Below are 25,586 nucleotides of genomic sequence, written 5' to 3' on the forward strand. Positions count from 1 at the left end.
TCGTATTTCCGGATGGTGTCGATCGGACGACCAGAATGTTGCCCGATGTTACGCAACAATTCCTTCACAAATGGCCGATCCGGAATTGTTCCCGTAGTCAGCACACAACGTTTCCGAAACGCGGCGCTGGTGTCGTTGTGACTCGCCGGACCCGGTGGGACGAACCATCGGGACCTCTCCCCGGCGCTCCCACGCGCACCGTACCCGTCACCCCCACGAGGAGCCGAACCATGACCAGCGCCGAGCTGTCCGACATCGAGAAGAAGAGCCTCGAGGAGATCCCGCACCCCTCGCTGCCCGAGGGTTCCAGCATCTACGGCGGCACCAAGGTCTTCCCCGACCTGCAGGCCGAGGACGGCGAGACCTACTTCACCCTGGTGCACGGCATCGCCCACGAGTCCTCGGTGAGCTTCGTGGCCGTCCTGCAGGCGACCCGCGCGCTGCGCAAGGGATTCGAGTCGGCGATGTACTTCTACGGCCCCGGCTCGCTGAACTGCCTGGCGACCCGCGGGTTCCCGACCACCGGGACGTCCGCCTTCCCCGGCGAGCACAACATCAACGACCAGCTCAAGACGTTCATCGGCGAGGGCGGCAAGGTCTACTGCTGCCGCTTCGGGCTGTCGCTGCACGGTGCCCGCGAGGAGGACCTCATCGAGGGCGTCATCCCGACGCACCCGCTCGACGTCCAGGACGCGCTCATCCACTACGCCCGCAAGGGCGCGATCATCAACTCGACCTACCAGCTCTGAGAGCCCGTGAGTGGTTATCGCGGTCAGGACCGCGATAACCACTCACGACCCCAGGAGGTCCGCCGCATGTCCGCTCCGTCCCCCGACACCACCGACTCCCTCGTGCCGGCCCTGCAGGTCCGCGCCGAGATGGCCGTTCGCGGCGTGGCGATCGACCCCGACACCTCGCCGGCCTCCGGCTCCGGCTCCGGCTCCGGCACGGTCACCGAGCTCGGCTCCGTGATCCCGCTGCGCCGCCCCGGTGGCGCCGGCCCCTCGGCCGACGGCCACGTGCTCGTCGACGGGCTGAAGACCACCGTGCCGATCGTCGCGGACTCCCCGTACCGGCTCCGCGACGGCCGTCTGGTCCGCAGCGAGCCGGGCGGCGGCGTGACCGACATGGGCGTCGCCGTCGACACGGTCGCGCGACCGGCGTTCTACGACCTCACCACCGCCGACGGCGTGCCCTACGAGAAGATCGCCCGGCTGCACGGGAACGACGTGCTCGCCTCCACCGTCGTCCAGACCTGCGTGCGCTACGGCGAGTCGGACCGCTGCCGGTTCTGCGCGATCGAGCAGTCGCTGCGCTCCGGCGCCACCACCGCCGTGAAGACGCCCGAGCAGCTCGCCGAGGTCGCCGAGGCCGCCGTCCGGCTGGACGGGGTCCGGCAGATGGTGCTGACCACGGGCACGTCGAACGGCCGCGACCGCGGCGCCCGGCACCTGGTCCGCTGCGTGCGCGCGATCCGGGCCGCGGTGCCGGGACTGCCCGTCCAGGTGCAGTGCGAGCCGCCCGCGCCCGGCGACATCGCCGTGATCACGTCGCTGAAGGAGGCCGGCGCGGACGCGATCGGCATCCACGTCGAGTCGCTCGACGACGACGTCCGCCGCCGCTGGATGCCCGGCAAGGCCACCGTGCCGCTCGCCCAGTACCGGGCCGCGTGGGACGAGGCGGTCCGGGTGTTCGGCCCGGACGCGGTGTCGACGTACCTCATCGTCGGGCTCGGCGAGGACCCGGACGAGCTCGTCGCCGGGGCCGCCGATCTGATCGCCCGCGGGGTCTACCCGTTCGTCGTCCCCTACCGCCCGATCCCGGGAACCCTCGCGTTCGACGACGGCGTGCCCGGCCCGGATCCTGCACTGCTCGCCGACGTGACCTCCCGGGTCGCGGCCGAGCTGCGGGCGTCCGGCATGCGCGGCGCCGACCAGGCCGCCGGCTGCGCGGCGTGCGGCGCGTGCAGCGCGCTGTCGGCGGCGGGGGGCTGAGCCGTGACCGTCCAGGACCACGGCCCGCGGCGCCCGGTGGCCCGCGGCGCCGCGGGATTCGTCACCGGCTCGCCCCGCCGGCTCACCCCGGTGTCCCGCTGGGTCGCCGACGAGCTACTCGGCGGCCGCCCGCGCAGCGGCGCCGGCCGCACCGCCACCACGATCTCCGAGGCGCGCGCCGCCGACACGGGCGATCCCGGCGTCGCCGCCCACCGGGCGCTGCGCCGCGAGGTGTTCGGCCGGGAGCAGGGCCTGTTCCCCGACACCGGGACCGGCGACCTCGACGACCACGACGCCGACCCGCGCACCGTCGTGCTCCTGGCGCACGACGCGGCCGGGACGCTGCTCGGCGGCGTCCGGCTGGGACCGGCCGACCCGGCGGCACCGGACGTCGGGTGGTGGACCGGCAGCCGGCTCGTCGTCGCGCCGTCGGCGCGGCGGATCGCGGGTGCCCGGCTCGGCGCGGCGCTGGTCCGCGCCGCGTGCGCCCGCGCCGAGTCCGCGGGGGCGCTCCGGTTCGACGCCGACGTGCAGCTCCCGAACGCCGCGATGTTCGCCCGGCTGGGCTGGGAGCGGGTCCGCGACACCGTGACCGCCGGAGCACCGCACGTGCGGATGCGGTGGCCGATCACCCGGGTCCGCGCCCTCGCGACGGCGACGAAGGCCCCGCTCGGGGCGCTGCTCGGCGGGCTCGGCCCGGCCGGGTTCGTCGGCGACGACGGCGCCCCTGTCCCGGGCACCGACGTCGTGGCCTGCTGCGACGCGATCTCACCCGCGATGGTGGAGCGCGACCCGGAGTGGGCGGGCTGGGCCGGTGTCCTGGTCAACGTCAACGATCTCGCCGCGATGGGTGCCGCCCCGGTCGGGCTGCTCGACGCGGTCGGGGCGCGGGACGCGTCGTTCGCGCACCGCGTGCTGTCCGGGGTGCGGGCGGCCGCCGACGCCTACGGTGTCCCGCTGCTCGGCGGCCACACCCAGCTCGACGTCCCGGCCGCGCTGTCGCTGACCGCGCTGGGCCGCACCGCCCACCCGGTCCCGGCCGGCGGTGGCCGGACCGGGCACACGGTGCGGCTGACCACCGATCTGGGCGGCGGCTGGCGGCCCGGCTACCACGGCCGCCAGTGGGACTCGACGACGTCGCGGACCCGGGCCGAGCTGGCGGCGACGGTCGGGGCGATCGGTCCCGCCGCGAGGTACCGCCCCGCCGCCGCGAAGGACGTCTCGATGGCCGGCATCGCCGGGACGCTCGGCATGCTCGCCGAGGCGTCCGGCACCGGTGCCGTGCTCGACGTCGCCGCCGTGCCGCGCCCCGGCGGCGTGAGCGTCGGCGACTGGTTCACCTGTTTCCCCGGGTTCGGCCTGCTCACGGCGGACGACCCGGGCGCCCCCGCGATCGACGCCGGGCCGGCCGTGTCGGCCGCGTGCGGTGAGCTCGTCGCGGGGACCGGGGTCCGGCTGCGCTGGCCGGACGGCGAGGAGACCGAGGCCGTGCCCGGCGGCGTCACCGGGATGGGCCCGGCCGCCGGAGAGGAGATCGCATGACCACGACGACGTTCGCCGCCGCCGCGCAGGGCTTCGTGCGCGACCTGGACGAGGACTTCGCCCGGGTCGCGGCGACGATCGCCGAGGCCCGCTCCCGGGGCGCGGACCTGCTGGCGCTGCCCGAGGCCGCCCTGGGCGGGTACCTGTCGTCGTTGCACGGTGCCGTCGACGACGTCCCGCCGCAGCTCGACCCGGACGGGCCGGAGATCCGCAGGCTCGTCGGCCTGGCCGGGGACATGGTCGTCACCGCGGGGTTCTGCGAGGCCGGGGACGCCGCGTCCGCCGGGCTGCCGTACAACAGCTGCGTCGCCGTGACCGGCGACGGGGTGCTCGGCCGGCACCGGAAGGTGCACCAGCCGCTGGACGAGAACCACTCGTACGCCGCCGGGGACCGGTTCGCCGCGTTCGACACTCCGGTCGGGCGGATCGGCATGATGATCTGCTACGACAAGGCGTTCCCGGAGGCGGCCCGCGCCCTGGCGATGGACGGTGCGAGGACGGTGGTGTGCATGTCGGCATGGCCCGCGTCACGGACGGACCGGGCCCCGGTCCTCGCGGACGACCGCTGGGCGCGGCGGTTCGACCTGCACGACCGCGCCCGCGCGCTGGAGAACCAGATCGTGTGGGTGTCGGCGAACCAGGCCGGGACGTTCGGCGACCTGCAGCTCGTCGCGAGCGCGAAGGTCGTCGACCCGGGCGGTGAGGTGCTCGCGACGACCGGGACCGAGGCGGGGCTCGCCGTCGCGTCCGTCGACGTCGACGCCGCCGTCGAGGCCGCCCGCCGGTTCATGGGACATCTGCGCGACCGGCGTCCGGCCGCGTACGGCCCCGAACCCGTCGCCGCGGGGGCGTGAGCGGGGTGCGGGTCGCCGCGGCAGCCGCCAACTTCACCCGCGACGCCGCGTTCGACCTGGAGCGGATCGGCGTGATCATCGCGCACGCCCGCGACGCCGGGGTGTCGGTGCTCGCGCTGCCCGACGGCGCGCTCGGCGGCTACGTCCACGACCTGCGCAATCCCGACCCGACCGACCGGTCGGTGCTGCCCCCGGAGCTGGACCCGGACGGCCCCGAGGTGCGGGCGGTGGCGGAGATGGCCCGGGAGATGGTCGTCTGCCTCGGCTTCTGCGAGGCGGGCGCGGCGGAGGGCGAGCGCTACAACGCAGCGGTCTGCCTCACCGGCGACGGTGTGCTGGGCCGGCACCGGAAGGTGCACCAGCCCGCGGGCGTCGCCGCGCTGTTCGCCGCCGGTGACGGGTTCACCGCGTTCGACACCCCGGCCGGCCGGATGGGGATGCTGATCGACCACGACAAGACGTTCCCGGAGTCGGCCCGCTCGCTGGCCCTCGACGGCGCCCAGCTCATCGCCTGCCCGTCGGCGTGGCCGACGTCGCTGACCAACCGGGCGCCGCGGATGGCGCAGGACCGGCAGGCCCGGCTCTTCGATCTCTACGACCAGGCCAGGGCCGCCGAGAACCAGGTGCTGTGGCTGTCGGCGAACCAGAGCGGGCGCAACGGGTCGCTGCACTTCCTGGGCCGGGCGAAGGTCGTCGGGCCGGGTGGGGACGTCCTCGCCCGGACCTGGTCGAAGGGCGGTCTCGCGGTCGCCGACGTCGACCCGGACGCCGTGATCGGCGCGGCCAGGGCCGTGCTGCACCACCTGAAGGAACGCCGCCCCGACCTCTACCGCGACTGACGGGCGGCTGATGCGTACCGACCGGCTCCGTATCCGGCTGTCCACCTACTCGACGAAGCCGCGCGGCGGCGTGGTCCACACCCTCGCGCTGGCCGAGGCGCTGGCGGCGGCCGGGCACGACGTCGAGGTCTGGTCGCTCGCCCGCGGCGGGGACACCGGGTTCTTCCGGCGGGTGGCCCCGGACGTCGGGGTGCGGCTCGTGCCGGTCCCGGACGTCGACGGCGAGTCCGTCGGCGCCCGGATCCTCCGCTCGATCGACCTGCTGGCCGACGCGCTGGGGTCCGCGCCGGAGGTGGACGTCCGGCACGCCCAGGACTGCCTGTCCGCCAACGCCGAGGGCCGCGCGCACGGCGACGGCTCGCTGCTGCGCACGGTGCATCACCTCGACGAGTTCACGACCCCCGAGCTGGCCGCCTGCCACGAGCGGGCGATCGTCTCCCCCGCCGCGCTGGTGTGCGTGTCCCGCGCGGTCGCCACGGAGGTGCGGGACGGCTGGGGCCGCGACGCCACCGTGATCGGCAACGGCGTGGACGCCGCCCGGTTCGCCCGGGCCGCGGACTCCGGCGCCGGGGCGGCCTGGCGCGCGCGGTTCGGGAGCTACGTCCTCTCGGTCGGCGGGATCGAGCCGCGCAAGGGCACCGGCGACCTCGTCGAGGCGATGGCGCTGCTCCCGGACCTGCGGCTGGTCGTCGGGGGCGGCGAGACCCTGTTCGACTACCGCGGCTACCGGGCCGGCGTGCTCGCCCGCGCCGACGCGCTCGGCGTGCGGCCCGAGATCCTCGGCCCCGTCGACGACGACGAGCTCCCCGGCCTGATGGCCGGTGCCGCCGCGTTCGCGTTCCCGTCGGTGAAGGAGGGCTTCGGCCTCGCCGCGATGGAGGCGCTCGCCGCCGGGGTCCCGCTGGTGACCCGGGACCTGCCGGTGCTGCGAGAGGTCTTCGACGGCGCGGCCCGGTTCGCGGCCGAGCCGGCCGGGTTCGCCGCGGCGCTGCGGGCGGCGGTCGCCGAGCCGGACCCGCACCGGGAACGGGCCGGCCGGGAGCTCGCCGCGGCCCACTCGTGGGCGACGGCCGCGGACCGGCACCTGCGCCTGTACGAGGACTTCCTCGGCGCGGGGGTGCCTTGCCCGGTCCGGTAACGTGGTCGTAACACGACGCCGTGTACCGGAGGTGGCCGATGTCCGAGCAGCTCGCCGACGTCGTGCCGCTCTGCCGGGCGGTCCGCCGCGACGACCTCCCGGGGGTGCACTGCCCGCACTGCGCCTCCCCCGTCGACGACGACCTCCCCACCGTCGTGCTGACCCTGCCGGTCCCGGCGCTGCTGACCGACGGTGAGGTGCTCGCCGGGGAGCTGTGACGCCCGGTGCGGCCCGGTCCGGCGACGCCCGGCGCGGCTCGGCCCGGTCCGGCGCGGCCCAGCCCGGTGCGGCGCGGCCCAGCTCGGTGCGGCTCGGTGTGGCGCGGCCCAGCCCGGTCCGGCTCGGCCCAGCCCGGTCCGGCTCGGCCCAGCCCGGTCCGGCTGGGCCCAGCCGGGTCCGGCGCAGCCCAGCCCAGTCCGGCGCAGCCCAGCCCGGCGCCGGGTACCGGACAGAATCGCTTCCCCAAGCAGCGATTCTGCACGAGCACACCCCCGGTTCTCGGGAGCGCACCTCCGAGCACCGATCCGGCCGGGACCGACCCGGCCCACCCCCGAGAGATCGCTGCCTCACGCAGCGATTCCACGGAACCCCCCTGCCCGCCGCGACCGGAGCGCCGACCACCGGCCGCCGGCCACCGGTCCGCGAGCCGCGGGCGTCGCGGATCACGCCGTCGGGCCCGCCAACGGACGGCGGTCCGGGGCCGTCACCGTCGGCTGGGCGGGCCGGCCAGTGCGTCGAGCAGGGCACGCAGATCGTCGGCCATGTCGATGCCGGCCGGGTCCCCGGACTCCCGGTCGAGCAGCCACTGGATCTGCAACCCGTCGGCGGCGGCGACCAGCAGCCGCGCGAGCCGCTCGGGGCCGAGTCCGGCGGCACGCTCCTGCTCCGTGGCGCGTCCCGCGGCCGGCTCTGCAATGGGTCCTGCAACCGGCGCTGCGGCCGGCCCTGCAGTCGGAGCTGCGGCCAGCTCCTCGGCCAGCCCTGCCCGCAGACGCTCGTAGCGGCGCGCGAACCAGTCGTGGGCGGCGTGGTCGGGGTCGGTGGCCTCGGCCGAGGTGACGGCGTGCAGCCGGACGAGATCGGGCTCGGCCGCGTTCGCCGCCACGGCGTCGAGCAGCCGTCCGGTGCCGGTCCCCGTGCCGGCGCGCTCGTCGCGGGCGGCGAGGACCGCGGCCAGCAGGGCCTGCTTCGAGCCGAAGTAGTGGAACAGCGTCGGCTCGGTGACGCCGACCCGGCGGGCGATCTCCTTCGTCGACGACGCGTGGAACCCGCCCTCGGTGAACACCTCGAGGGCGGTCGCGAGGATCTGCGCGCGTCGCCGTTCCCCCTTGGCGTACCGCCCGCGGGCCCGCCCTCCGTCGTTCCCGGGTGGCGTCGTCACGCCGGTCACGCTAGCCCGATCCGATCCCGAGTGTCACTCGGGATTCGACGGTACGGTCGGCGGTATGGCTCACGTCGACGAGGAACTGCTCGGCACCCTGATCGCGACGCTCGACCTCGAGCAGAAGGTCCGGCTGCTCACCGGCGCCGACTTCTGGTCGACACCCGCCGAACCGGCGATCGGGCTGCGGCGGATGGTGCTGTCGGACGGGCCGTCCGGCGTCCGTGGGGAGAGCTTCGACGAGCGGGAGCCGTCACTGTCGCTGCCGTCGTCGTCGGCGCTCGGTGCCACCTGGGACCCGGCGGCGGCCCGGCGGTACGGCTCCGCGCTCGGCGCGGAGGCCCGGCGGCAGCACGCCGACGCCGTCCTCGGCCCGACGATCAACCTGCACCGCACCCCGTACGGCGGCCGGCACTTCGAGGCGTTGTCCGAGGACCCGCTGCTCACCGGGGAGCTGGCCGCCGCCTACGTCGAGGGGCTGCAGGCGCACGGGGTCGCGGCGACGCCCAAGCACTACGTCGCCAACGACGCCGAGACCGAGCGCTTCTCGGTCGACAACCGGGTCGGCGACCGGGCGCTGCGCGAGCTGTACCTGGCCGCGTTCGAGCCGGTGGTGACCCGGGCCGGTGCGTGGGCGGTCATGTCGGCCTACAACGCGGTCAACGGCACGACGATGAGCGAGAACCCGCTGCTCGCCGAGCCGCTGACCGGCGAGTGGGGGTTCGACGGCCTGGTGATGTCGGACTGGGGCGGGGTGCGCAGCACCGAGGCGTCGGCACGCGCCGAGCAGCACCTCGTGATGCCCGGCCCGGTCTCGGCCTGGAGTGCGCGGCTCGTCGAGGCGGTCCGCGACGGCCGCGTCGGTGAGGACGTGATCGACGGGAAGGTGCGGCGACTGCTGCGTCTCGCGGCCCGGGTCGGCGCCCTCGACGGCGTCCCACCGCAGGTCACGGAGCCACCGCCCGCCGAGGACGGCGCCGCCGTCGCCCGGGAGCTGGCCGCCGCCGGATCGGTGCTGGTCCGCAACACCCGGGCGGACGGCTCCGCCGAGCTGCCGTGGGACCTCGCCGGGCCGGGGTCGGTCGCGGTGCTCGGGCACAACGCGGCCCTCGCCCGCACCCAGGGCGGTGGGAGCGCGACGGTGCGGCCCGCCGCCGTCGTCTCCCCGCTCGACGGGCTGCGGGCCGCGCTCGGCGCGGACCGGGTGCGGTACCGGCTGGGCGCGCAGGTCGCGGAGGGGGTGCAGCCGTTCGATCCGGCGTCGATCACGAATCCCGTGACCGGGGGCTCGGGGCTGCGCGCGGTGTTCCGCGACGTCGGCGGGGCCGCGTTGCGGACCGAGGACCGGCTGAGCTCCTCGCTCATCTGGATGGGCGCCGAGATCCCCGAGGGCACCGACCACGTCGAGATCGCGCTCCGCTGGGACGCCCCGGCCGGCGCCCACCGGCTCGGGGCCGCCGCGGTGGGGCACGTCGTCCTCGTTGCGGGCGGCACGACCGTGCTCGACGCCGACGGCGTCCTGACCGGCGACGAGGGGCCCGGGGCGGCCATCTTCGAGGCACCGTCGGTGACGGCCGGTGTCACCACCGACGGCCCGGTCGACCTGGTGCTGCGCTTCCGCCCGTCCGGTCAGGAGGCCGGGATGCCGCTGGTCGCGGTCACGTTCGGTGAGGAGACCGTCGTCGACGACCCGGACGCCGAGATCGCCGCAGCGGCGGCGCTGGCCGCGGGGACCGACGTCGCCGTCGTCGTGGTGGGGACGAACGACCGGATCGAGAGCGAGGGCTTCGACCGCTCCACGCTGGCGCTGCCCGGACGGCAGGACGACCTCGTCCGCGCGGTCGCCGCGGCGAACCCGCGCACCGTCGTCGTCGTGAACTCCGGCGCGCCGGTGCTCCTGCCGTGGCGTGACGAGGTCGCCGCGATCCTGCTCGGCTGGTTCGGCGGGGAGCAGTTCGGGGAGGCCGTCGCCGACGTCCTGCTGGGCGCCGCCGAGCCCGGCGGGCGGCTGCCCACGACCTGGCCGGGCACCGGCCGGGAGCGGTCGGTGCTGTCCGGGGTCCCGTCGGACGGGGTGCTGCGCTACGACGAGGGCGTGCACGCCGGGCACCGGAACTGGCTGCGCCACGGCGAGACACCGGCGTACCCCTTCGGGCACGGTCTCGGCTACACGACCTGGACCCTCGACGGCATGTCGGTCGGCCGCTGGTCGGCGGACGGGATCGACGTGACCGTGACCCTCACCAACACCGGCGACCGCCCCGGGCGCCAGGTCGTGCAGGCCTACCTGTCCCGGGACCGCAGCGACGTCGAGCGCCCGGCGCGGTGGCTCGCCGGATGGGCCGTCGTCGACGCCGCCCCGGGGACGACGACGGTGACCGTCCCGGTGTCCCGCCGCGCGTTCCGGCACCGGACGGGGACCGGCTGGGCCACCGAGCCGGGCACCTGGACGCTGCACCTCGGCTTCTCGGTGACCGACACCCCGCTGACCGCGGAGGTCACCACGACGTGACCCCCGCGGCCGGTGCGCGGGTCAGGCGTGCGCGGCCTTCAGCAGGTCCGAGCACTTCTCCCCGATCATCATCGTCGTGATGTTCGGGTTGATCGCCGGCAGGAACGGCATCGCCGACCCGTCCGCGACGCGGAGGTTCTGCACCCCCCGCACCCGCAGCTGGGGGTCCAGGACCGCGGTCCGGTCGTCGTCGGTGCCCATCTTCGCCGTGCAGGCCGGGTGGTAGACGGTGTTGTGGGTCTTCATGATGTAGTCGGCCAGCTCGTCGTCGGTGACGGCGTCCGGGCCGGGTGCCAGCTCCGCGGCGACCCACTCCTTCAGCGCCGGCTGCTCGGCGATCCGCCGCGCGAGCCGGATCCCCTCCGTCATCACGCGCATGTCGTGACCCTCGGGATCGGTGAAGTAGCGGGGGTCGACGCGGGCCCGGTCGCGGAAGTCCCGGGTGCGCAGCCGGACGGTGCCGCGCGACCGCCCGCGGGTGACGTTCGGTGTGAGGCAGAACCCGTTGTCGGTGGTCGGGTAGCCCCAGCGCAGCGTGTTCATGTCGAACGGCACCGAGCCGTAGTGCATCATCAGGTCCGGCCGGTCGAGCCGCGGGTCGGTACGGTGGAAAAGCCCGATCTCCCACCACTGCGTCGACTCGGTGACCATCGGCTTCGCGGCGTCCCAGAAGACGAGGCCCTCGACGTGGTCGTCGAGGTTCGACCCGACCCCGGGCAGGTCCGAGAGCACGTCGATGCCGAACTCGCGCAGGTGGTCGCCCGGGCCGATGCCGGACAGCATCAGCAGCTTCGGGGTGTCGATCGCACCCGCTGAGAGGATCACCTCGCGGTCGGCGAGGACGGTCTCCCGGCCCGGGCCGATCCCGCGCTGGTACTCGATCCCGGTCGCCCGGGTGCCCTCGAACAGCACCCGCGACGCCCAGCAGTCGGTCCGTACCTCGAGGTTCGGGCGCGACCCCAGGACCGGGTGCAGATACGACGCCGACGACGACGCCCGCGTCCCGTCCGGGAACGAGTTGATCTGGAAGTACCCGGCGCCGTCGGTGACGGTGTGGCCCTCGTTGAACCGCACCGTCGGCATCCCGACGTCGGCGGCCGCCGCCAGCACGGCGTTCCCGCACGGGTCCTTCGAGGGCACCTGCATGAGGTTGACCGGGCCGGAGCGACCGTGCCCGGACCACTCGCCGTCGTTGGTCTCCAGCCGGGTGATCAGCGGCCAGCACTCGTCGGCCGACCAGCCGGTCAGGCCCAGCGACGCCCACTCGTCCAGGTCCTCGCGCGGGGTCCAGAACGCGATGCACGAGTTGTGCGACGAGCACCCGCCGAGCACCTTCGCGCGGGCATGCCGCATGTGCGAGTTGCCGCGCTCCTGCGGCTCGATCGGGTAGTCCCAGTCGTAGCCGGAGTCGAGCAGGTTCATCCAGTCGGTGAGCTTCAGGATGTTGTCGTCGCCCACGTCGGACGGGCCGGCCTCCAGCAGCAGCACCCGCGTCGACGGGTCCTCCGACAGCCGCGCGGCGAGCGCACAGCCCGCCGACCCCCCGCCGACGACGACGTAGTCGAACCGGTCCGTCATGCCTTCTCCCCCATGCCTTCGGAAATCTCCTTCGCTCTGTGTTCGGGCAGGCAGCCCAGCTGGTGACGGCCCTTCAGGCGGAACCAGAGGAGCCCGGCCGACGCCACCACCCCGATGAAGATGAACGCGATGAACCGCAGCCATCCGGTGCCGTAGACCTCCTCGCGCGGCCACGCCAGGTTCAGCGCCATCGCCGCACCCCAGCACACCGCCAGGATGTTCACCGGCAGCCCGAGACGGCCGAGGGTGAAGTACCCCTTCTGCCCCTCGTCGGGCCACTGCCCGCGCAGTCGCCGGACCAGCATCGGCACCGTGACCAGCAGGTACGCGATGTAGATCATGATGATCGCCACGCTGGTGACCGCGGTGAAGACCTCCGGCACCCCGACGTTGGCGAGCAGGATCAGGATCGCCACGGCACCGATGACGATCGCCGGGACCACCGGCGTCTTGTGCTTCGGGTCGATCCGGGCCAGCAGCGCGCCCGCGGGCAGACCGTTGTCCCGGGCCATCGCGAACATCAGCCGGATCGCCGCGGTCTGCACCGCCAGCAGGCACACGAAGACGGCGATGCTAATCGTGATCAGGAAGATCCGCCCGATCGTGCCGCCGGCGACCTGGAGCAGCACCAGCTGGCCGCCGCCGTCCTTGGTGCCCAACCGCGGGTCGGACAGGTCCGGCGCCGCCAGGATGATCCCGAGCAGGATGAGCCCGCCGAGCACGAACGACGCGACGACGGCGCGCAGGATCGCCGCCGGCGCGGTCCGCCGCGGGTCGACGGTCTCCTCGCCCAGCGAGCTCGCGGTGTCGAACCCGTACATCACGTAGGCCGAGGCCAGTGCCGCCACCAGGAAGGTGCCGAAGTACCCGCCGCCCCCGGTCGTCGGCGGCGTCTCGAACAGCACCGAGACCGGGTTGTGGACGCTCAGCAGCAGCGCGACCACGATGACGACGGCGGCGATGAGCTCGATGAACACCCCGGTCGAGTTGATCCGGGCCATCAGCTTGACGCCGATCGCGTTGATCACCGTGGTGAACACGATGAGGATCGCGCCGAGCAGCACGCCGTTGACGGCGGCGGCGCCCGGGTCGGCGGCGTCCCCGACCACCTGGAAGCCCGACCAGATCTGCGGGAACGTGAGCTGGGCGGCCAGCGCGACCGCGGACAGCGACACCACCGACGCCGTGAACATCATCCAGCCGGCCATCCACGACGTCGTCGGGCCGGCGAGGCGCTTCGACCAGTTGTAGACCGACCCGGCCACCGGGTAGCGCCCGGCGAGCTCGGCGAACGACAGCGCCACCATGAACTGGCCGGCGAACACCATCGGCCACGACCACCAGTACGCGGCACCGCCGGTGCCGAAGCCGAAGTAGAACAGCTGGAACGTCCCGGTCAGGATCGAGATGTAGCTGATCCCCGCCGCGAAGCTCGAGAACTTGCCGATACTGCGGTCCAGGGTCTGGCTGTAGCCGAACTCGGCCAGCCCTCCCCCGTCCCCGTCACCACCGTGCGTCGCTGCCGGCTTCACCGGCTCCGGGCTGCTCACAACTGCACCTCACTCCTGACCCGAGAACCACCTCTGCGGCTCGGGTGCCGTGTTCTGCCAGATGTGCTTGATCTCCTGGTACTCCGCGAGCCCGGTCGGCCCGAGCTCGCGTCCGTTGCCGGAGCGGCCCATGCCGCCCCACTCCGCACCCGGGAAGTACGGGTGGAAGTCGTTGATCCAGACGGTCCCGTGCCGCAGCGCGTTCGCGACCCGGTTGGCCCGCCCCATGTCCTGGGTGAAGACCGCGCCGGCGAGTCCGTACTCGGTGTCGTTGCCGAGCCGGATCGCCTCGTCCTCGGTGGTGAAGCGCTCGACCGTCAGCAGCGGGCCGAACGTCTCCTCCTTGATCAGCCGCGAGCCCGGCGCCAGGTCGGTGATGACCGTCGGCAGGTAGAAGTAGCCGTTCTTCAGCTCGGGGGCGTCCGGGCGGGCGCCGCCGCAGCGGATCGTCGCGCCCTCCGCGCGCGCCGCGGCCACGAAGTCCTCGATCTTCGCGAGGTGCGCGGCGGAGACGAGCGGGCCGACCTCGACGCCGTCGGCCAGGCCGTCGCCCAGCCGGATCAGCTGTGCGCGCCGCACGATCTCGTCGACGACGGTGTCCGCGACCGAGTCCTCGATGATCAGCCGGGCGCCGGCCGAGCAGACCTGCCCGGAGTGCAGGAACACCGCGAGCATTGCGTAGTCCACCGCGAGCTCGACGTCGGTGTCGGCGAACACGATGTTCGGGTTCTTCCCGCCGAGCTCGACGGCGGTGCGCTTCACGGTCTCCGCGGAGGCCCTGATGATCTTCTGACCGGTGCTGAGCCCGCCGGTGAAGGACACCATGTCGACGTCCGCGTGCTCGGTCAGCGGCGCACCGACCGACGGCCCGTCCCCGAGCACGATGTTGACGACGCCCGCCGGGATCCCGACCTCCTCGCACAGCTCGACCAGCGCGATCGAGGTGAGCGGCGTGACCTCGCTCGGCTTGATCACCATGGTGTTGCCCGCGGCGATCGCCGGGGCGACCTTCCAGGACAGCTGCAGGAGCGGGTAGTTCCACGGCGTGATGAGGGCGCAGACCCCGACCGGCTCGTGCACGATCCGCGAGACGACGGTGTCGCTGCCGGTGTCGACGATCCGGCCCGCGTCCTTGTCGGCGAGACCGGCGTAGTAGCGGAAGACCGCGGTGACGTCGTCGACGTCCTGCCGTCCCTCCGCGATCGTCTTGCCCGTGTCCAGGGTCTCCGAACGGGCGATCTGCTCCCGGTCACGCACCAGCAGGTCCGCGATCCGCCCGAGGAGCGCCCCGCGCTCCCCGGCGGAGGTGGCCCGCCACGGCCCGTCGTCGAACGCGCGACGGGCGGCGGCCACCGCCCGGTCGACGTCGTCGGGCCCGGCCTGGTCCACCTCGGTGACGGTGGAGGCGTCGTAGGGGTTGATCACCGGCGCGGTTCCCGCGGAGCCGGTGGTCCAGGTTCCGTCGATGTAGAGGCTCGGCACCGGGGCAGCGTTCACCTGCGGCGGGAAGAGCGCAACCCGGTGTCGCGCCGGATGATCATGCTCACGCGCGGGCGGGCACCGCACGCTCCGGCGGGCCCGGGGGTACGGTTGCGCCATGGGCAACCCGGTGCGTACCCGTGAGTCCGGGGTGCAGTCGGTCGACCGCGCCATCACGCTCCTGGAACTAATGGCGGTCCGGGGCGAGGCGGGGGTGAGCGAGCTGGCCGCGGCGCTCGACGTGCACAAGTCGACGGCGTTCCGGCTGCTCGGCGCGCTCGAGGAGCACGGGCTCGTGGAACAGATCGGCGACCGCGGCAAGTACCGGCTCGGCTTCGGGCTGATCCCGCTGGCCAGCCGGGTCGCCGAACGCCTCGAGGTCACGACCCAGGGGCGTCCGGTCTGCGAGGAGCTGGCGTCCCGGCTCGGCGAGACCGTCAACATCGCCATCCCCGACCGCGGCTACGCGGTGAACGTCGACCAGGCCCGCGGCCCCGCGATGGTCACCACCTACAACTGGCTCGGACGCATCACCCCGATGCACAACACCTCCAGCGGGAAGGTCCTGCTGGCCGCAGCCCTGACCGAGGATCCCGACGCGATGCCGGACGACGTGCCGGCCCGCGGCCGCAAGAAGCTCACGACCGAGCTCTCACGGGTCCACGAGCTCGGCTACGCGTGGTCGATCGAGGAGTTCGAGACCGGGCTCAACGCCGTCGCCTCCCCGGTGCGGGACCACTCCGGCACCGTCGTCGCGGCGCTGTCGGTGTCCGGGCCCGCCTACCGGCTGCCTGCCGAGCGCATCGAGGAGATCACCACCGACGTCGTCGCGGCGGGCCGGGAGATCAGCCACCGGATGGGGTTCTGGCAGCACGACTGACGGCCTGCGTCAGAGGCGTTCCAGGACCGGCGGGAGGGTGCGCTCGACCTCGTCGCCGATCCGCTCGAACTCGCGCCGCAGGAACGGGGCGGCGAGCTTGAGCAGGCCCTTGAACCGCAGGTCGGCGCGGTAGGTCACGGTGCTCCCGCCGTCGTCGGTCGGCTCGACGACGAGGTCGTCGGTCGCGGTGACGGTCGCGCTCTCCCCGACGAAGACCAGCCGCGCACCGGCGGCGTCGACCAGCGTCACGTCGAGCTCGGTCTCCCTGCCGTTGAACACCGACACGGTGTGCCAGGTCGCACCGACCCCGATCGGGCCGCCGTCGTCGGACCGCGTGCACGACTTCGTGCCCGGGTCCCAGACCTCGCTGTGCCCGAAGTCGGCCAGGTAGCCGAGAACGGTCTCGGGAGGGGTGGACACCGTCATCACCCGCTGGACGCCGACCACGACGCTCCTCTCACCCCGACCCGGTCGGCGGAGATGGTCTCACGCCGCCCGAGCAAGATCGAGAGCGACGCCGGGTTGTGACCGCTGATCGCGACCGCGATCGGCTTCCGGCGTTCCGCCGCGCCGCCCGTGCCGCCCGGCGCAGACTCCGGCTCTCCGGCGGGGCGTGCCGAGCACCCGCCGGTGGACGGGAGGAGTGCCGGGTGCACGACGCCGACGGGACGGGGACCGCCCGGGTCGAACCGGAGCGGCTGGTCGCGGCCGCCGCGCGGTACGACGCGCTCGCCGCGACGCTGACCGCGGCCGCCGCGGCCGTCCCGGTGACGGTGCCCGACGCCGGGTTCGCCTCCGCCGGCGCGGCGGCGGCGCTGGACGCCGGCCTGGTCGCCGCGGTCCGAGCGGACGCCGGTCGCGCCGCCCGGACCGCCGGGGCACTGCGGGCGACGGCGACGGCCTGGCGTTCCGCGGACGACGCCGCCGCGACCTCCCTCGGCGGGTGAGAGCACCGTGCCGTCGCTCGCGGAGCTCCTCGCCGCCGATCCCGGGTCCTGGCTGCGCCGGGCCGGGGCCTGGGACCGGCTGGCGGCGACGCTGGCGGCGGAGGCCGACGACCTCGACCGTCCCGGGTCCGCGGCCCCGCCGGCGGACTGGAGCGGCGCCGACGCCGACCGGGCCCGCGCCGCCCGCGACGCGCTCTGCCGCCGGCTGCGCGCCGGTGCCGGCACCGCCGGGCACGCCGCCGGGGTGCTCGGCAGGCACGCCGGCGAGGTGCTCGCCGCCCAGCGCCGCGTGGTGCTGGCCGCGCTCGACGTGCACCCGGTGCTGGAGGTCGACCTGGTCACCGGCGGGGTGCGGCTCGCACCGGGGGCCGTCGGGTTCCCGCAGGTCCTGCAGGTGCCGGGGATGGCGCTGACCGGCGGCAGGCTCGCGCTGGACCTCCTCCGGTGGAGCAGGGCGGTCCACGAGGCCGTCTCCGACGCCGCCCGGTCCGACGCGGCGGCGACCGCCGCGCTGCGGGCCGCGTCGGCCGGCGGCGACGGGCCGGTCGTGGCGTCGCCCGCGGCGGTCCCCGCCGGGCCCGGCGCGGCCCGCGCCTGGTGGGCGGGGCTGTCCGGCGACCAGCGGGACCGGCTGACGCGCACCCGTCCCGACCTGGTCGGTGGCACCGACGGGGTGCCGGTGGCCGACCGGGACCGCGCCAACCGGATCCGCCTCGACGCCGAACGCGCACGGCTGCGCTCGCTCGCGGCCCGGCAGCGGCAGGCGGGAGACCCCGCGGCCGCCGCCCGCACCGGGGCCGCGCTGGCGGGGCTCGACGCCGTCGCGCAGCGGCTCGCCCGCGGCGACGCGGCGCTGCTCGACGTGGGCGCGGGCGCGGGGCCGGGGCGGGTGGTGCTCGCCGTGGGCGATCCGGAGCGCGCCGCGCACGTCCTCACCCACGTGCCGGGCACCGGGGCGGGCTGGGCGTCGGTGCCCGAGGACTTGCGGCGCGTGGAGGCGATCCGGACCGCGGCCGGGACCGACGTCGCCGCCGTGCTCTGGACCGGCTATGACGCTCCCGCCCACCTCGCGGCGGCCGCCTACGACGAGCCGGCCCGCTCCGCCGCCGGGGACCTGCGGCGGTTCCAGGACGGGCTGCGTGGCGGGCACCACGGGCCGGTGCACCTGACCGTCGTCGGCCACTCGTACGGCTCGACGGTCGCGGGGCGGGCCGCCGCCCCGGGGTTCGCCGTGGACGACGTCGTGTTCGTCGGCAGCCCCGGCGCCGGCGTCCGCCACGCCGGGGAGCTCGGCGTCCCGGCCGACCGGGTGTGGGCGACGACGGCGCAGCACGACCCGATCTCGCGGGTGCCCGGCAGCGAACTGTTCGCCACCTCGCGGGGTCTCGGGCCGAACGGGCTCGCGCACGGGGCGAACCCGGCGGCGCCCGGGTTCGGCGCCCGGATCGTCGAGTCCGCCCCCGGCGCGGCGCTGCCGCGGCGCGACGACCCCGCGACCCCGACCGACGAGTCCGCGCCCGCCTCCGCACACAGCGCGTACTGGGACCCGGGTTCGCCGAGCCTCACCGCCTTGGGGAAGATCGTTTCGGGGCGCGCGGGCGAATCATGACCCTGAGTGACGGTCAGACCGCTTTGCGAGGTGCCCGTCCGGCCATCCGGCGGCACCGCCGACGGCTCGAAGAACCAGCGATGATGCAGGTCACAGATAGTCGTCAGTCGATCAGCGACTACCCTCCCACCGGTTCGGGCAGGAGCAGTAGCATGCGGGCGTGACCGAGACCGAGAGTAAACCGGCGAGGCGTACCGGACGCCCGCCGCTGACCGACCGGGCGACGTTGCTCGCGGCTGCCCGCGACCTCGGCTTCTCCGACCTGACGGTCGGCGCCGTGACGGCCCGGGTCGGGGTCAAGTACTCGACGTTCTATCGGCACTTCCCCAGCCTGGAGTCCCTCGTGGCGGCGCTCGTCGACGACGTCGTCACCGACGACGCGTTCCCCGACACCGGGGGCCGCTGGCAGGACCAGCTCCTCGCCTTCACCGGGGCGACCTTCGACGTGATGGCCCAGCACCCCGGTCTCGCACCCGCGATGGTGCGGCTGCCGAACGCGCCGGAGGCGATGCTGGCGGCGTTCCGGCGGTGCACCGACCAGCTGATCGCGGCCGGCTTCCCGGCCGACGACGCGGTCCTCGGCGCCGGGACGGCCATGAACCTGGGCGTGCAGCCGTGGCTGAGCGCCGTCGGCGGCAGCGTGGGCGACGTCCCACGGCGTGACCAGGTGCTCGAGTCCGAGCAGCCGTTCGCACCGGAGGTCTGCGCGGTGTACCGCGACCAGGTCGACGACCCGCCCCGCGCGTGGACGCTCCGCCGGGTCGAGCTGCTGGTCGCCGGCCTGGAGACCCGCCTCGCGGGCTGAGCGCCCGCCGACGACCGGCCCGACACACGGAGACGCCCGGGGTGCTGAGCACCCCGGGCGTCTCTCGTCTGTCGGACGTCAGCCGGTCAGGAGGGCACGACCTGGTCCGCCTGCGGGCCCTTCTGGCCCTGGGTGACCTCGAAGGTCACGGCCTGACCCTCGTCCAGGCTGCGGTATCCGGAGCTCTGGATCGCGCTGAAGTGGACGAACAGGTCCTGCCCGCCTCCGTCCGGCGTGATGAACCCGTAACCCTTCTCGGCGTTGAACCACTTCACGGTTCCCTGTGGCATCCGGATGTCTCCTCGCGTATTGCCGGTACCTTCAGAGGGGACCCTAGCCCTCCTTCGCCCCGAGAGGGGCGCCGCGCCCCCAACAATGTGCGGCGCGTCGCGAGGAGGTGTCCGTTTCGTCCTGATCTTTTCGGGGATCCGGAGCGCCCGGGCCCCGTGCGCGGGCCCGTCCGTGCCGGTCAGGGACGGTCGCGGAGCTCGATGCCCGCGGGCGTCGTCGCACCGGCCAGGCCGCACGCGAGATCGAGTTCCGCGACGACGTTCTGCACGACCTGCGCGACGCCGCGCGCGCCGTCGAGCGCGAGGCCGTGCACGAACGGCCGCCCGAGCAGCACGGCCCGCGCACCGAGACGCACGGCCGTCGCCACGTCGGCGCCGGTCCGGACACCGCTGTCGAGCAGCACCGCCAGCCGGTCCCCCACCGCCGCGGCCACACCGGGCAGCGCGTCGAGCGACGCGACGGAGTGGTCGACCTGCCGTCCGCCGTGGTTGGAGACGACGACGCCGTCCGCCCCTGCGTCGGCGGCCCGGCGGGCGTCGTCGGGGTGCAGGACGCCCTTGACGACGATCGGCAGCCGGGTCCGCTCGCGGAGCCCGGCGAGATCGTCCCAGGACAGCTGCGGCCGGGAGTAGACCCGCAGGAACGTCTCCACCGCGGCACGCGGGACCGGCGAGCGCAGATTCTCCAGGAACCCGCCGGGTGCGTTCCGGGAGATCTCGACGAGGGTCCGCACCGCCTGCGGGGTGACCTTCGGCGGGGGTCCGGTCCGCGGCGCGGCCAGGGTCTCCTCGACCAGCCGCCGGAAGACCGGGTCGGAGGTGTACTGCGCGATGCCGATGCCCCGGGCGAACGGCAGGTGCCCCAGGTCGAGGTCGCGCGGACGCCAGCCGAGCATCGTCGTGTCCAGGGTGACGACGACGGCCTCGCACCCGGCGGCCTCGGCGCGGGCGAGGAAGCTGTCGACCAGCTCGTCGGAGGTGGACCAGTAGAGCTGGAACCAGGTGGGCCCACCGGCCCGGACGATCTCCTCCGTCGGTGCACCGGCCTGGTTCGAGATCACCATCGGGACGCCGGCCGCGGCGGCACCGCGGGCGACGGCGGTGTCGGCACCGCGGCGCACGAGATCGAGCGCGCCGACCGGGGCGAGCAGCAGCGGAGCGGGCAGCCTGCGGCCGAACAGCTCCACCGAGAGGTCCCGCTCGCCGACGTCGCGCAGGATCCGCGGCACGACCTCCCGGCGGGCGAAGGCCTCCCGGTTGGCGCGCATCGTCGTCTCCGCACCGGCGCCGCCGGTGACGTAGGCGTCGGCGCGGCGGCTCATCGCACGCCGGGCGCGCCGCTCCAGCTCGGCGGGGCCGGTGGGGACCCGCGGACGCGCGCCGGAGACCCCCTCGCGGTAGATCCGTTCCTGCCGCGCCCGCCCCGGTGCCGTCACGTGCCCTCCCCCGTCGGAATCGTCGGTCAGGCTACGTGCCCGCGGTGCGGGTCCGAGGCGTTGAGCCTGCGGACGACGTCGTCGTAGTCGCCGCGGGCCTCGGCGTGCCGCAGGAACCCGACCCGCTCGACGAGCACCTCGCCGTCGTCCGGCCGGGTGTCGAGGATCTGCACCACCTCGGCGACGAACTCGTCCAGCGGCATCGCGATCGGGCTCTCCCGCTGGGTCGGGAGCAGGTCGGTGGCGACCGACGGCGGCACGATCTCGTGCAGCCCCACGGTCGTGTCCGCGAGCTGGAGGCGGAGCGACTCGGTCAGCATGTGCACGGCGGCCTTGGAGGCGTTGTAGCTGGGTGTCGCGCCGAGCGGGACGAACGCGAGCCCGGAGGAGACGGTCACGATCGTCGCGGCGGGGCGGGTCCGGAAGTGCTCGACCAGCTCCCCGATCAGCCGGACCGGGCCGAGCACGTTCGTGGTCACGACCTCCTCGGCGGAGGCCACGGACCCGTCGGGGGTGTGCCAGTCCTCGACGCGCATGATCCCGGCCATCGCGACGAGGACGTCGAGGTCCGGGTGCCGGTCGAGGACCTCCGCGACGGCCGTGCGGATGCTCGCCGGGTCGGCCGTGTCGATCTCGACGGCGTCCAGACCGGGGTGCGCCGCGGTGAGCTCGTCGAGCAGTGCGCGGCGGCGGCCACCGAGGATCACGGTGTTCCCGCGCTCGCGCAGGGCGAGCGCCAGTACCAGGCCGATCCCGCTCGTCGAGCCGGGGATGAAGACGGTGCGTCCGGTGATCTGCATGGGCACCACCGTCGCCGGGGGGACGGCGCCTCCGGCAGAGACCCGTCATCGGGGGATCACCGGTCCCTGGTCCGCCGACCGGACGGGAGCCGATACTCGGCGGCATGGACCGCGCCGCACTCGCCGACTTCCTGCGCCGGCGCCGGGAGGACCTGCGCCCCTCCGACGTCGGCCTGCCCGACGGGCCGCGCCGGCGGGCACCGGGCCTGCGTCGCGAGGAGGTCGCGTCGCTGGCGGTCATGTCGACCGACTACTACACGCGGCTGGAGCAGCAGCGCGGCCCGCAGCCGAGCGAGCAGATGCTCGCCTCGCTGGCCCGGGCGCTGCGCCCCGGCTCCGAGGAACGCGACTACCTGTTCCGGTGCGCGGGGCGCAACGCACCCGCGACGGCGCCGCTGTCCGGCCACGTCGCCCCGGCACTGCTCCGTGTGCTGGACCGGCTGCAGGACACCCCGGCCATGGTCCTGTCCGTGCTCGGCGAGACGCTCGTGCAGAACGACATGGCCCGGGCGTTGTTCGGTGACCACGCCCGGCACACCGGGCACGCCCGCAGCGAGGTCTACCGCTGGTTCACCGATCCCACCGAGCGCGAGCGCTACCCCTCCGACGACCGGGACCGGCAGAGCCGCGCACAGGTCGCGACCCTGCGCGCGGCCCTCGGGCTGCTGGGGCCGGAGTCCCGGGCCGGCGAGCTGGTCCGGGTACTGCGCGACCGCAGCCCCGAGTTCGACGGCCTCTGGGAGCTCCAGGAGGTCGGCCGCCGGTTCGCCGACCACAAGACGCTGCTGCACCCCGAGCTCGGCCCGCTCGAGGTCGACTGCCAGGTGCTGTTCACCGAGGACCGGTCGCAGGCGCTGCTCGTGCTCACCGCGGCACCGCGCAGCGAGACCGCGCGACGGTTCGAGCTCCTCGGGGTGATCGGCAGCCAGCAGTTCAGCGGGGACCGGTCCGCACCGGCAGGCTCGTGAGCCCGTGGATCAGCGTGCTCTCCCGGTGCGGGCCGGGCTCACCGCCGAGCGTCAGGTCCGGGAATCGTTCGAGCAGGGTGCGGAAGGCGACCTCGCCCTCCAGCCGGGCCAGCGGCGCGCCGACGCAGTGGTGGATGCCGTAGCCGAAGGCCAGGTGGCCCGAGGTGTCCCGGGTGACGTCGAGCCGGTCGGCGTCGGCGTAGCGCTCGGGGTCGCGGTTCGCCCCGATCAGTGAGACGAGGACGAACTGGTCGGCGGGGATCGTCGTGCCGGAGTACTCGACCGGCTCGGCGGTGAACCGGAAGGTCGCGAGGTTGACCGGGCCGTCGTAGCGCAGGAACTCCTCGACGGCGTTCGGCACGCGCTCCGGCTCGCGCCGGAGCAGGTCCCGCTGCTCGGGGTCGCACAGCAGCGCGAGCATCCCGTTGCCGATCAGGTTGACCGTCGTCTCGTGCCCGGCGACGAGCAGCAGGAACGCCATCGCCGTCGTCTCGGCGTGGCTGAGCGAGTCACCGTCCTCCGAGGCCCGCACGATCTCGGAGAGCATGTCGTCGCCCGGGTTCGCGGACTTGTCGGCGACCAGCTCGGCGAGGAACTGCGCCATGGCGCCGGCGGCCGCCCCGCGCTCGTCGTCGCCCGCGCCGGAGAGGAGCGTGTTCGACCACTCGCGGAAGTCGTCGCGGCGGCCCTGCGGGACGCCGAGAATCTCGCAGATGACCGTCATCGGCAGCGGGAAGGCGAACTCGTCGAGCAGGTCGACGTCGGGCCCGGCGGCCTCCATCGCGTCGGCCAGCTCGTTCGCGATCTCCTCGATCCGCGGCCGCAGCCGGGCGATCGCGCGCATCGTGAAGGCCCGGCCGACGAGCTTGCGCAGCCGCGTGTGGTCGGGCGGGTCCGCGTTGAGCATGTGCTGGACCAGGGACTCGGCGAGCGCCCGGGCCGACGGGGCCTCCTCCTCGCGGGCGAGGATCTCCGGGATGCGCGCGGCGTCCTTGGCGAGCCGGCCGTCGTTGAGGGCGGCCCGGGCGTCGTCGTAGCGGGTGATCATCCAGAACGAGAGGCCGTTGGGCGCGACGGCCCGCACCACGGGCCGGTCCACCCGCAGCTCCCGGTACAGCGCGTCCGGGTCGTCGAAGAAGTCCGCCCCGAGCCGGAGCGGCTCGGTGTCCTGCGTGGTGGTCATCGTCCGCTCCGTCCGGGTGCGCGGTTCGGCCCCTTCCAGACTTGCACAGCTTGTGCAAAAATGCACTCGTGATGAAGAGGTCCTCCGCCCGCGAGCGCAACCGGCGGTCGATCCTGGACGCCGCCAGCGAGGTGCTGCGGCAGGACCCGGAGGCGACGCTCGACGACGTCGCCGCCCGGGCCGGCGTCGTCCGGCGGACGGTCTACGGGCACTTCGCCAACCGGCAGGCCCTGCTGGTCGCGCTGGTGCACGCCGCGGCTGCCGACTTCGTCGAGCAGGTCGGGGAGGTCGACACCGCCGCGGCGGACCCCGCCACGGAGCTGGCCGCCGTCGTCGTCCGGACCTGGAGCACCGCCCGGCGCAACGGCCCCCTGATCACCCTCGCCCGGCAGACGGTGGACGCCGAGGTGCGGGCCGCCATGACGCCGTTCCACGCCGTCATGGCCCGGTTGATCGCACACGGCCAGCAGTCCGGGGTGTTCGCACGTCACGTCGACGCGGCGATCCTCGGCGAGGTGCTGGAGAACGGCTCGGCGACCTACCTGCGGGCGGCGGAGAGCGGGCGGTGGGACGGCGACGAGACCGACGTCGCGGTCGGGCACCTCCTCACCCTCGGCGTCCCACCGGAGGCGGCGCGGGACGCGGTCGCCCGCGCGGTGCCGGCCGCCGGACGGCGATCGCGGCATGGTCATCCGGTCCCGCGCGGATTAGGTTAGGCGACACTCATCTCCTCGGACGAACGGGTCGACTCGTGTACCTCCGCCTCGCCCTGCGGCGTCGCCTGCGCACCGCGGTACTCCTGCCCCTCGCCACCGTCCTCCTGGTGGCCGGCTGCACGTCGTCCGGGGAGCCCGCTGCCCCCGGGCCGGCGACCGACGGTGGCGGCACGTTCCCCGTGCGGATCGACCACGCCTACGGCACCACCGAGATCCCGGCCGAGCCGACGCGGGTGATCGCGCTCGGCCTGTCCGACCAGGACCCGCTGCTGGCCCTCGGCGTGACGCCGGTCGCGGTGAGCCAGTGGTACGGCGACTACCCGAGCGCGACCTGGCCGTGGGCGCAGGACGAGCTCGGAGGTGCGACGCCGGTCGTACTGAACGGCGGCGTCCGCAACGAGGAGGCTCCCCCGCTGGAGGAGATCGCCTCCCTGCAGCCGGACCTGATCCTCAGCCTCTACAACGGGACCACCCAGGAGCAGTACGACCAGCTGTCGCGGATCGCCCCGACCGTCGTCCCCGACCAGCAGTTCACGAACTTCACCATCACCTGGCAGGAGGCCACCCGCGCCACCGGCGAGGCGCTCGGCCGCGAGCAGGAGGCGGTCGGCCTGGTGCAGCGCGTCGAGGGCCGGTTCGCGGAGGCCGCCGCGCAGAACCCGCAGTTCGCGGGGAGGACCGCCGTCGTCGCGGAGCGGTTCGAGCCCGGCGCCAGCGTCGTGCGGTCCGGCAACGACGTGCGCGCCCGGTTCTTCGGCGGGCTCGGCTTCACCGTGCCGGGCGAGATCGGCGGGATCGCGCCCGACGAGTACGGCGAGATCGACGTCTCCGACGAGCTCATGTCCGAGCTGTCCGAGGACCTCCTCGTGTGGAACATCGGCGCGTCCCCCGAGGTCCGGCCGGAGATCGAGAACAGCCCGCTCCACGCGGCACTGCCGGTCGTGCAGCAGGGCAGGGTGCTGTGGATCGAGGACCCGGTCGTCTCCGGGGCGTTCAGCTGGGGAACGATCCTCAGCCTCGACTACGCGCTCGACGAGCTCGTCCCGCGGATCCGCGCCGTCGTCCCGCCGCAGTGAGCCCGGTGA

The 25,586-nt window shown here is 74.5% G+C and carries 24 protein-coding genes; 15 read left to right on the forward strand and 9 right to left on the reverse strand.

From position 1 onward, the window contains the following. The first annotated feature begins 230 nt into the window (after positions 1 to 230). From Ae150APs1_RS07105 to Ae150APs1_RS07135, 7 genes are all read left to right on the forward strand, one after another. Entirely contained in the window at positions 231 to 749 is a 519-nt protein-coding gene (locus Ae150APs1_RS07105) for an MSMEG_0572/Sll0783 family nitrogen starvation response protein (protein ID WP_010241441.1), read from the forward strand. A gap of 66 nt (positions 750 to 815) precedes the next feature. Next, positions 816 to 1,994, forward strand: a complete 1,179-nt coding sequence (locus Ae150APs1_RS07110; protein ID WP_249266248.1) for an MSMEG_0568 family radical SAM protein — start codon at positions 816 to 818, stop codon at positions 1,992 to 1,994. 3 nt (positions 1,995 to 1,997) lie between these two features. Next, positions 1,998 to 3,536, forward strand: coding sequence for an MSMEG_0567/sll0787 family protein (locus tag Ae150APs1_RS07115; RefSeq protein WP_249266249.1), 1,539 nt, complete (start codon positions 1,998 to 2,000; stop codon positions 3,534 to 3,536). Next, on the forward strand, positions 3,533 to 4,390 hold the full coding sequence (locus tag Ae150APs1_RS07120) for a carbon-nitrogen hydrolase family protein (protein ID WP_060575328.1): 858 nt from the start codon (positions 3,533 to 3,535) through the stop codon (positions 4,388 to 4,390). The genes Ae150APs1_RS07115 and Ae150APs1_RS07120 overlap by 4 nt, the downstream gene beginning before the upstream one ends. Next, complete coding sequence (locus tag Ae150APs1_RS07125) at positions 4,387 to 5,229, forward strand: carbon-nitrogen hydrolase family protein (RefSeq protein ID WP_075296542.1); 843 nt, start codon at positions 4,387 to 4,389, stop codon at positions 5,227 to 5,229. Before Ae150APs1_RS07120 ends, Ae150APs1_RS07125 begins: the two co-directional genes overlap by 4 nt. A gap of 10 nt (positions 5,230 to 5,239) precedes the next feature. Next, positions 5,240 to 6,367 carry an MSMEG_0565 family glycosyltransferase gene (locus Ae150APs1_RS07130; protein WP_075296543.1) on the forward strand — a complete coding sequence of 376 codons (1,128 nt, stop codon included), beginning with the start codon at positions 5,240 to 5,242 and terminating at the stop codon, positions 6,365 to 6,367. A 38-nt stretch (positions 6,368 to 6,405) separates the two neighbouring features. Then, positions 6,406 to 6,585, forward strand: coding sequence for a hypothetical protein (locus Ae150APs1_RS07135; protein WP_060575322.1), 180 nt, complete (start codon positions 6,406 to 6,408; stop codon positions 6,583 to 6,585). 485 nt (positions 6,586 to 7,070) lie between these two features. On the opposite strand, the gene Ae150APs1_RS07140 is transcribed toward Ae150APs1_RS07135, so the two are convergent. Then, entirely contained in the window at positions 7,071 to 7,748 is a 678-nt protein-coding gene (locus tag Ae150APs1_RS07140; RefSeq protein ID WP_075301795.1) for a TetR/AcrR family transcriptional regulator, read from the reverse strand. Positions 7,749 to 7,812: 64 nt separating this feature from the next. Between Ae150APs1_RS07140 and Ae150APs1_RS07145 the strand changes: the two genes are divergently transcribed. Beyond that, positions 7,813 to 10,260, forward strand: coding sequence for a glycoside hydrolase family 3 C-terminal domain-containing protein (locus tag Ae150APs1_RS07145; protein ID WP_075296544.1), 2,448 nt, complete (start codon positions 7,813 to 7,815; stop codon positions 10,258 to 10,260). Between the two features lie 21 nt (positions 10,261 to 10,281). Here the strand turns inward: Ae150APs1_RS07145 and Ae150APs1_RS07150 are convergent, their stop codons facing one another. From Ae150APs1_RS07150 to Ae150APs1_RS07160, 3 genes are read right to left on the reverse strand one after another with little or no spacing between them, the layout of a single operon-like run. After that, positions 10,282 to 11,838 carry a GMC oxidoreductase gene (locus Ae150APs1_RS07150; protein ID WP_075296545.1) on the reverse strand — a complete coding sequence of 519 codons (1,557 nt, stop codon included), beginning with the start codon at positions 11,836 to 11,838 and terminating at the stop codon, positions 10,282 to 10,284. Then, positions 11,835 to 13,388, reverse strand: a complete 1,554-nt coding sequence (locus Ae150APs1_RS07155; protein WP_060575314.1) for an amino acid permease — start codon at positions 13,386 to 13,388, stop codon at positions 11,835 to 11,837. The genes Ae150APs1_RS07150 and Ae150APs1_RS07155 overlap by 4 nt, the downstream gene beginning before the upstream one ends. A 9-nt stretch (positions 13,389 to 13,397) precedes the next feature. Continuing rightward, a complete protein-coding gene (locus tag Ae150APs1_RS07160) occupies positions 13,398 to 14,870 on the reverse strand; it encodes an aldehyde dehydrogenase family protein (protein WP_033198836.1) in 1,473 nt (490 codons plus the stop codon). 115 nt (positions 14,871 to 14,985) lie between these two features. Between Ae150APs1_RS07160 and Ae150APs1_RS07165 the strand changes: the two genes are divergently transcribed. Continuing rightward, positions 14,986 to 15,747, forward strand: coding sequence for an IclR family transcriptional regulator (locus Ae150APs1_RS07165; protein ID WP_075296551.1), 762 nt, complete (start codon positions 14,986 to 14,988; stop codon positions 15,745 to 15,747). A gap of 9 nt (positions 15,748 to 15,756) precedes the next feature. Here the strand turns inward: Ae150APs1_RS07165 and Ae150APs1_RS07170 are convergent, their stop codons facing one another. After that, complete coding sequence (locus Ae150APs1_RS07170; RefSeq protein ID WP_010225502.1) at positions 15,757 to 16,194, reverse strand: SRPBCC family protein; 438 nt, start codon at positions 16,192 to 16,194, stop codon at positions 15,757 to 15,759. Between the two features lie 203 nt (positions 16,195 to 16,397). Here Ae150APs1_RS07170 and Ae150APs1_RS07180 point away from each other — a divergent pair, with 203 nt between their 5' ends. From Ae150APs1_RS07180 to Ae150APs1_RS07190, 3 genes are all read left to right on the forward strand, one after another. Continuing rightward, positions 16,398 to 16,694, forward strand: coding sequence for a hypothetical protein (locus tag Ae150APs1_RS07180; RefSeq protein WP_060575311.1), 297 nt, complete (start codon positions 16,398 to 16,400; stop codon positions 16,692 to 16,694). 7 nt (positions 16,695 to 16,701) lie between these two features. After that, positions 16,702 to 18,303: an alpha/beta hydrolase gene (locus Ae150APs1_RS07185; protein ID WP_075296553.1), complete on the forward strand. Its 1,602-nt coding sequence runs from the start codon at positions 16,702 to 16,704 to the stop codon at positions 18,301 to 18,303. Positions 18,304 to 18,463: 160 nt separating this feature from the next. After that, positions 18,464 to 19,108, forward strand: a complete 645-nt coding sequence (locus Ae150APs1_RS07190; protein ID WP_010224267.1) for a TetR/AcrR family transcriptional regulator — start codon at positions 18,464 to 18,466, stop codon at positions 19,106 to 19,108. 86 nt (positions 19,109 to 19,194) lie between these two features. On the opposite strand, the gene Ae150APs1_RS07195 is transcribed toward Ae150APs1_RS07190, so the two are convergent. From Ae150APs1_RS07195 to Ae150APs1_RS07205, 3 genes are all read right to left on the reverse strand, one after another. Further along, entirely contained in the window at positions 19,195 to 19,398 is a 204-nt protein-coding gene (locus Ae150APs1_RS07195) for a cold-shock protein (RefSeq protein WP_010224265.1), read from the reverse strand. Between the two features lie 179 nt (positions 19,399 to 19,577). Continuing rightward, on the reverse strand, positions 19,578 to 20,834 hold the full coding sequence (locus tag Ae150APs1_RS07200) for an alpha-hydroxy-acid oxidizing protein (protein WP_060575308.1): 1,257 nt from the start codon (positions 20,832 to 20,834) through the stop codon (positions 19,578 to 19,580). 26 nt (positions 20,835 to 20,860) lie between these two features. Next, positions 20,861 to 21,634: an SDR family NAD(P)-dependent oxidoreductase gene (locus Ae150APs1_RS07205; RefSeq protein ID WP_075296554.1), complete on the reverse strand. Its 774-nt coding sequence runs from the start codon at positions 21,632 to 21,634 to the stop codon at positions 20,861 to 20,863. A 104-nt stretch (positions 21,635 to 21,738) separates the two neighbouring features. Here Ae150APs1_RS07205 and Ae150APs1_RS07210 point away from each other — a divergent pair, with 104 nt between their 5' ends. Further along, positions 21,739 to 22,602 carry a helix-turn-helix transcriptional regulator gene (locus tag Ae150APs1_RS07210; RefSeq protein WP_075296555.1) on the forward strand — a complete coding sequence of 288 codons (864 nt, stop codon included), beginning with the start codon at positions 21,739 to 21,741 and terminating at the stop codon, positions 22,600 to 22,602. Here Ae150APs1_RS07210 and Ae150APs1_RS07215 read toward each other — a convergent pair. Further along, a complete protein-coding gene (locus Ae150APs1_RS07215; RefSeq protein WP_075296556.1) occupies positions 22,568 to 23,785 on the reverse strand; it encodes a cytochrome P450 in 1,218 nt (405 codons plus the stop codon). The two genes, Ae150APs1_RS07210 and Ae150APs1_RS07215, sit on opposite strands and share 35 nt — an antisense overlap. Before the next feature lie 71 nt (positions 23,786 to 23,856). On the opposite strand from Ae150APs1_RS07215, the gene Ae150APs1_RS07220 reads away from it, so the two are divergent. Next, entirely contained in the window at positions 23,857 to 24,501 is a 645-nt protein-coding gene (locus Ae150APs1_RS07220; RefSeq protein WP_075296557.1) for a TetR/AcrR family transcriptional regulator, read from the forward strand. A 35-nt stretch (positions 24,502 to 24,536) separates the two neighbouring features. Beyond that, positions 24,537 to 25,577: an iron-siderophore ABC transporter substrate-binding protein gene (locus Ae150APs1_RS07225; protein WP_075296559.1), complete on the forward strand. Its 1,041-nt coding sequence runs from the start codon at positions 24,537 to 24,539 to the stop codon at positions 25,575 to 25,577. Positions 25,578 to 25,586 lie beyond the last annotated feature (9 nt).

It is taken from the genome of Pseudonocardia sp. Ae150A_Ps1 (genome assembly GCF_001932315.1).
Lineage (GTDB): Bacteria > Actinomycetota > Actinomycetes > Mycobacteriales > Pseudonocardiaceae > Pseudonocardia.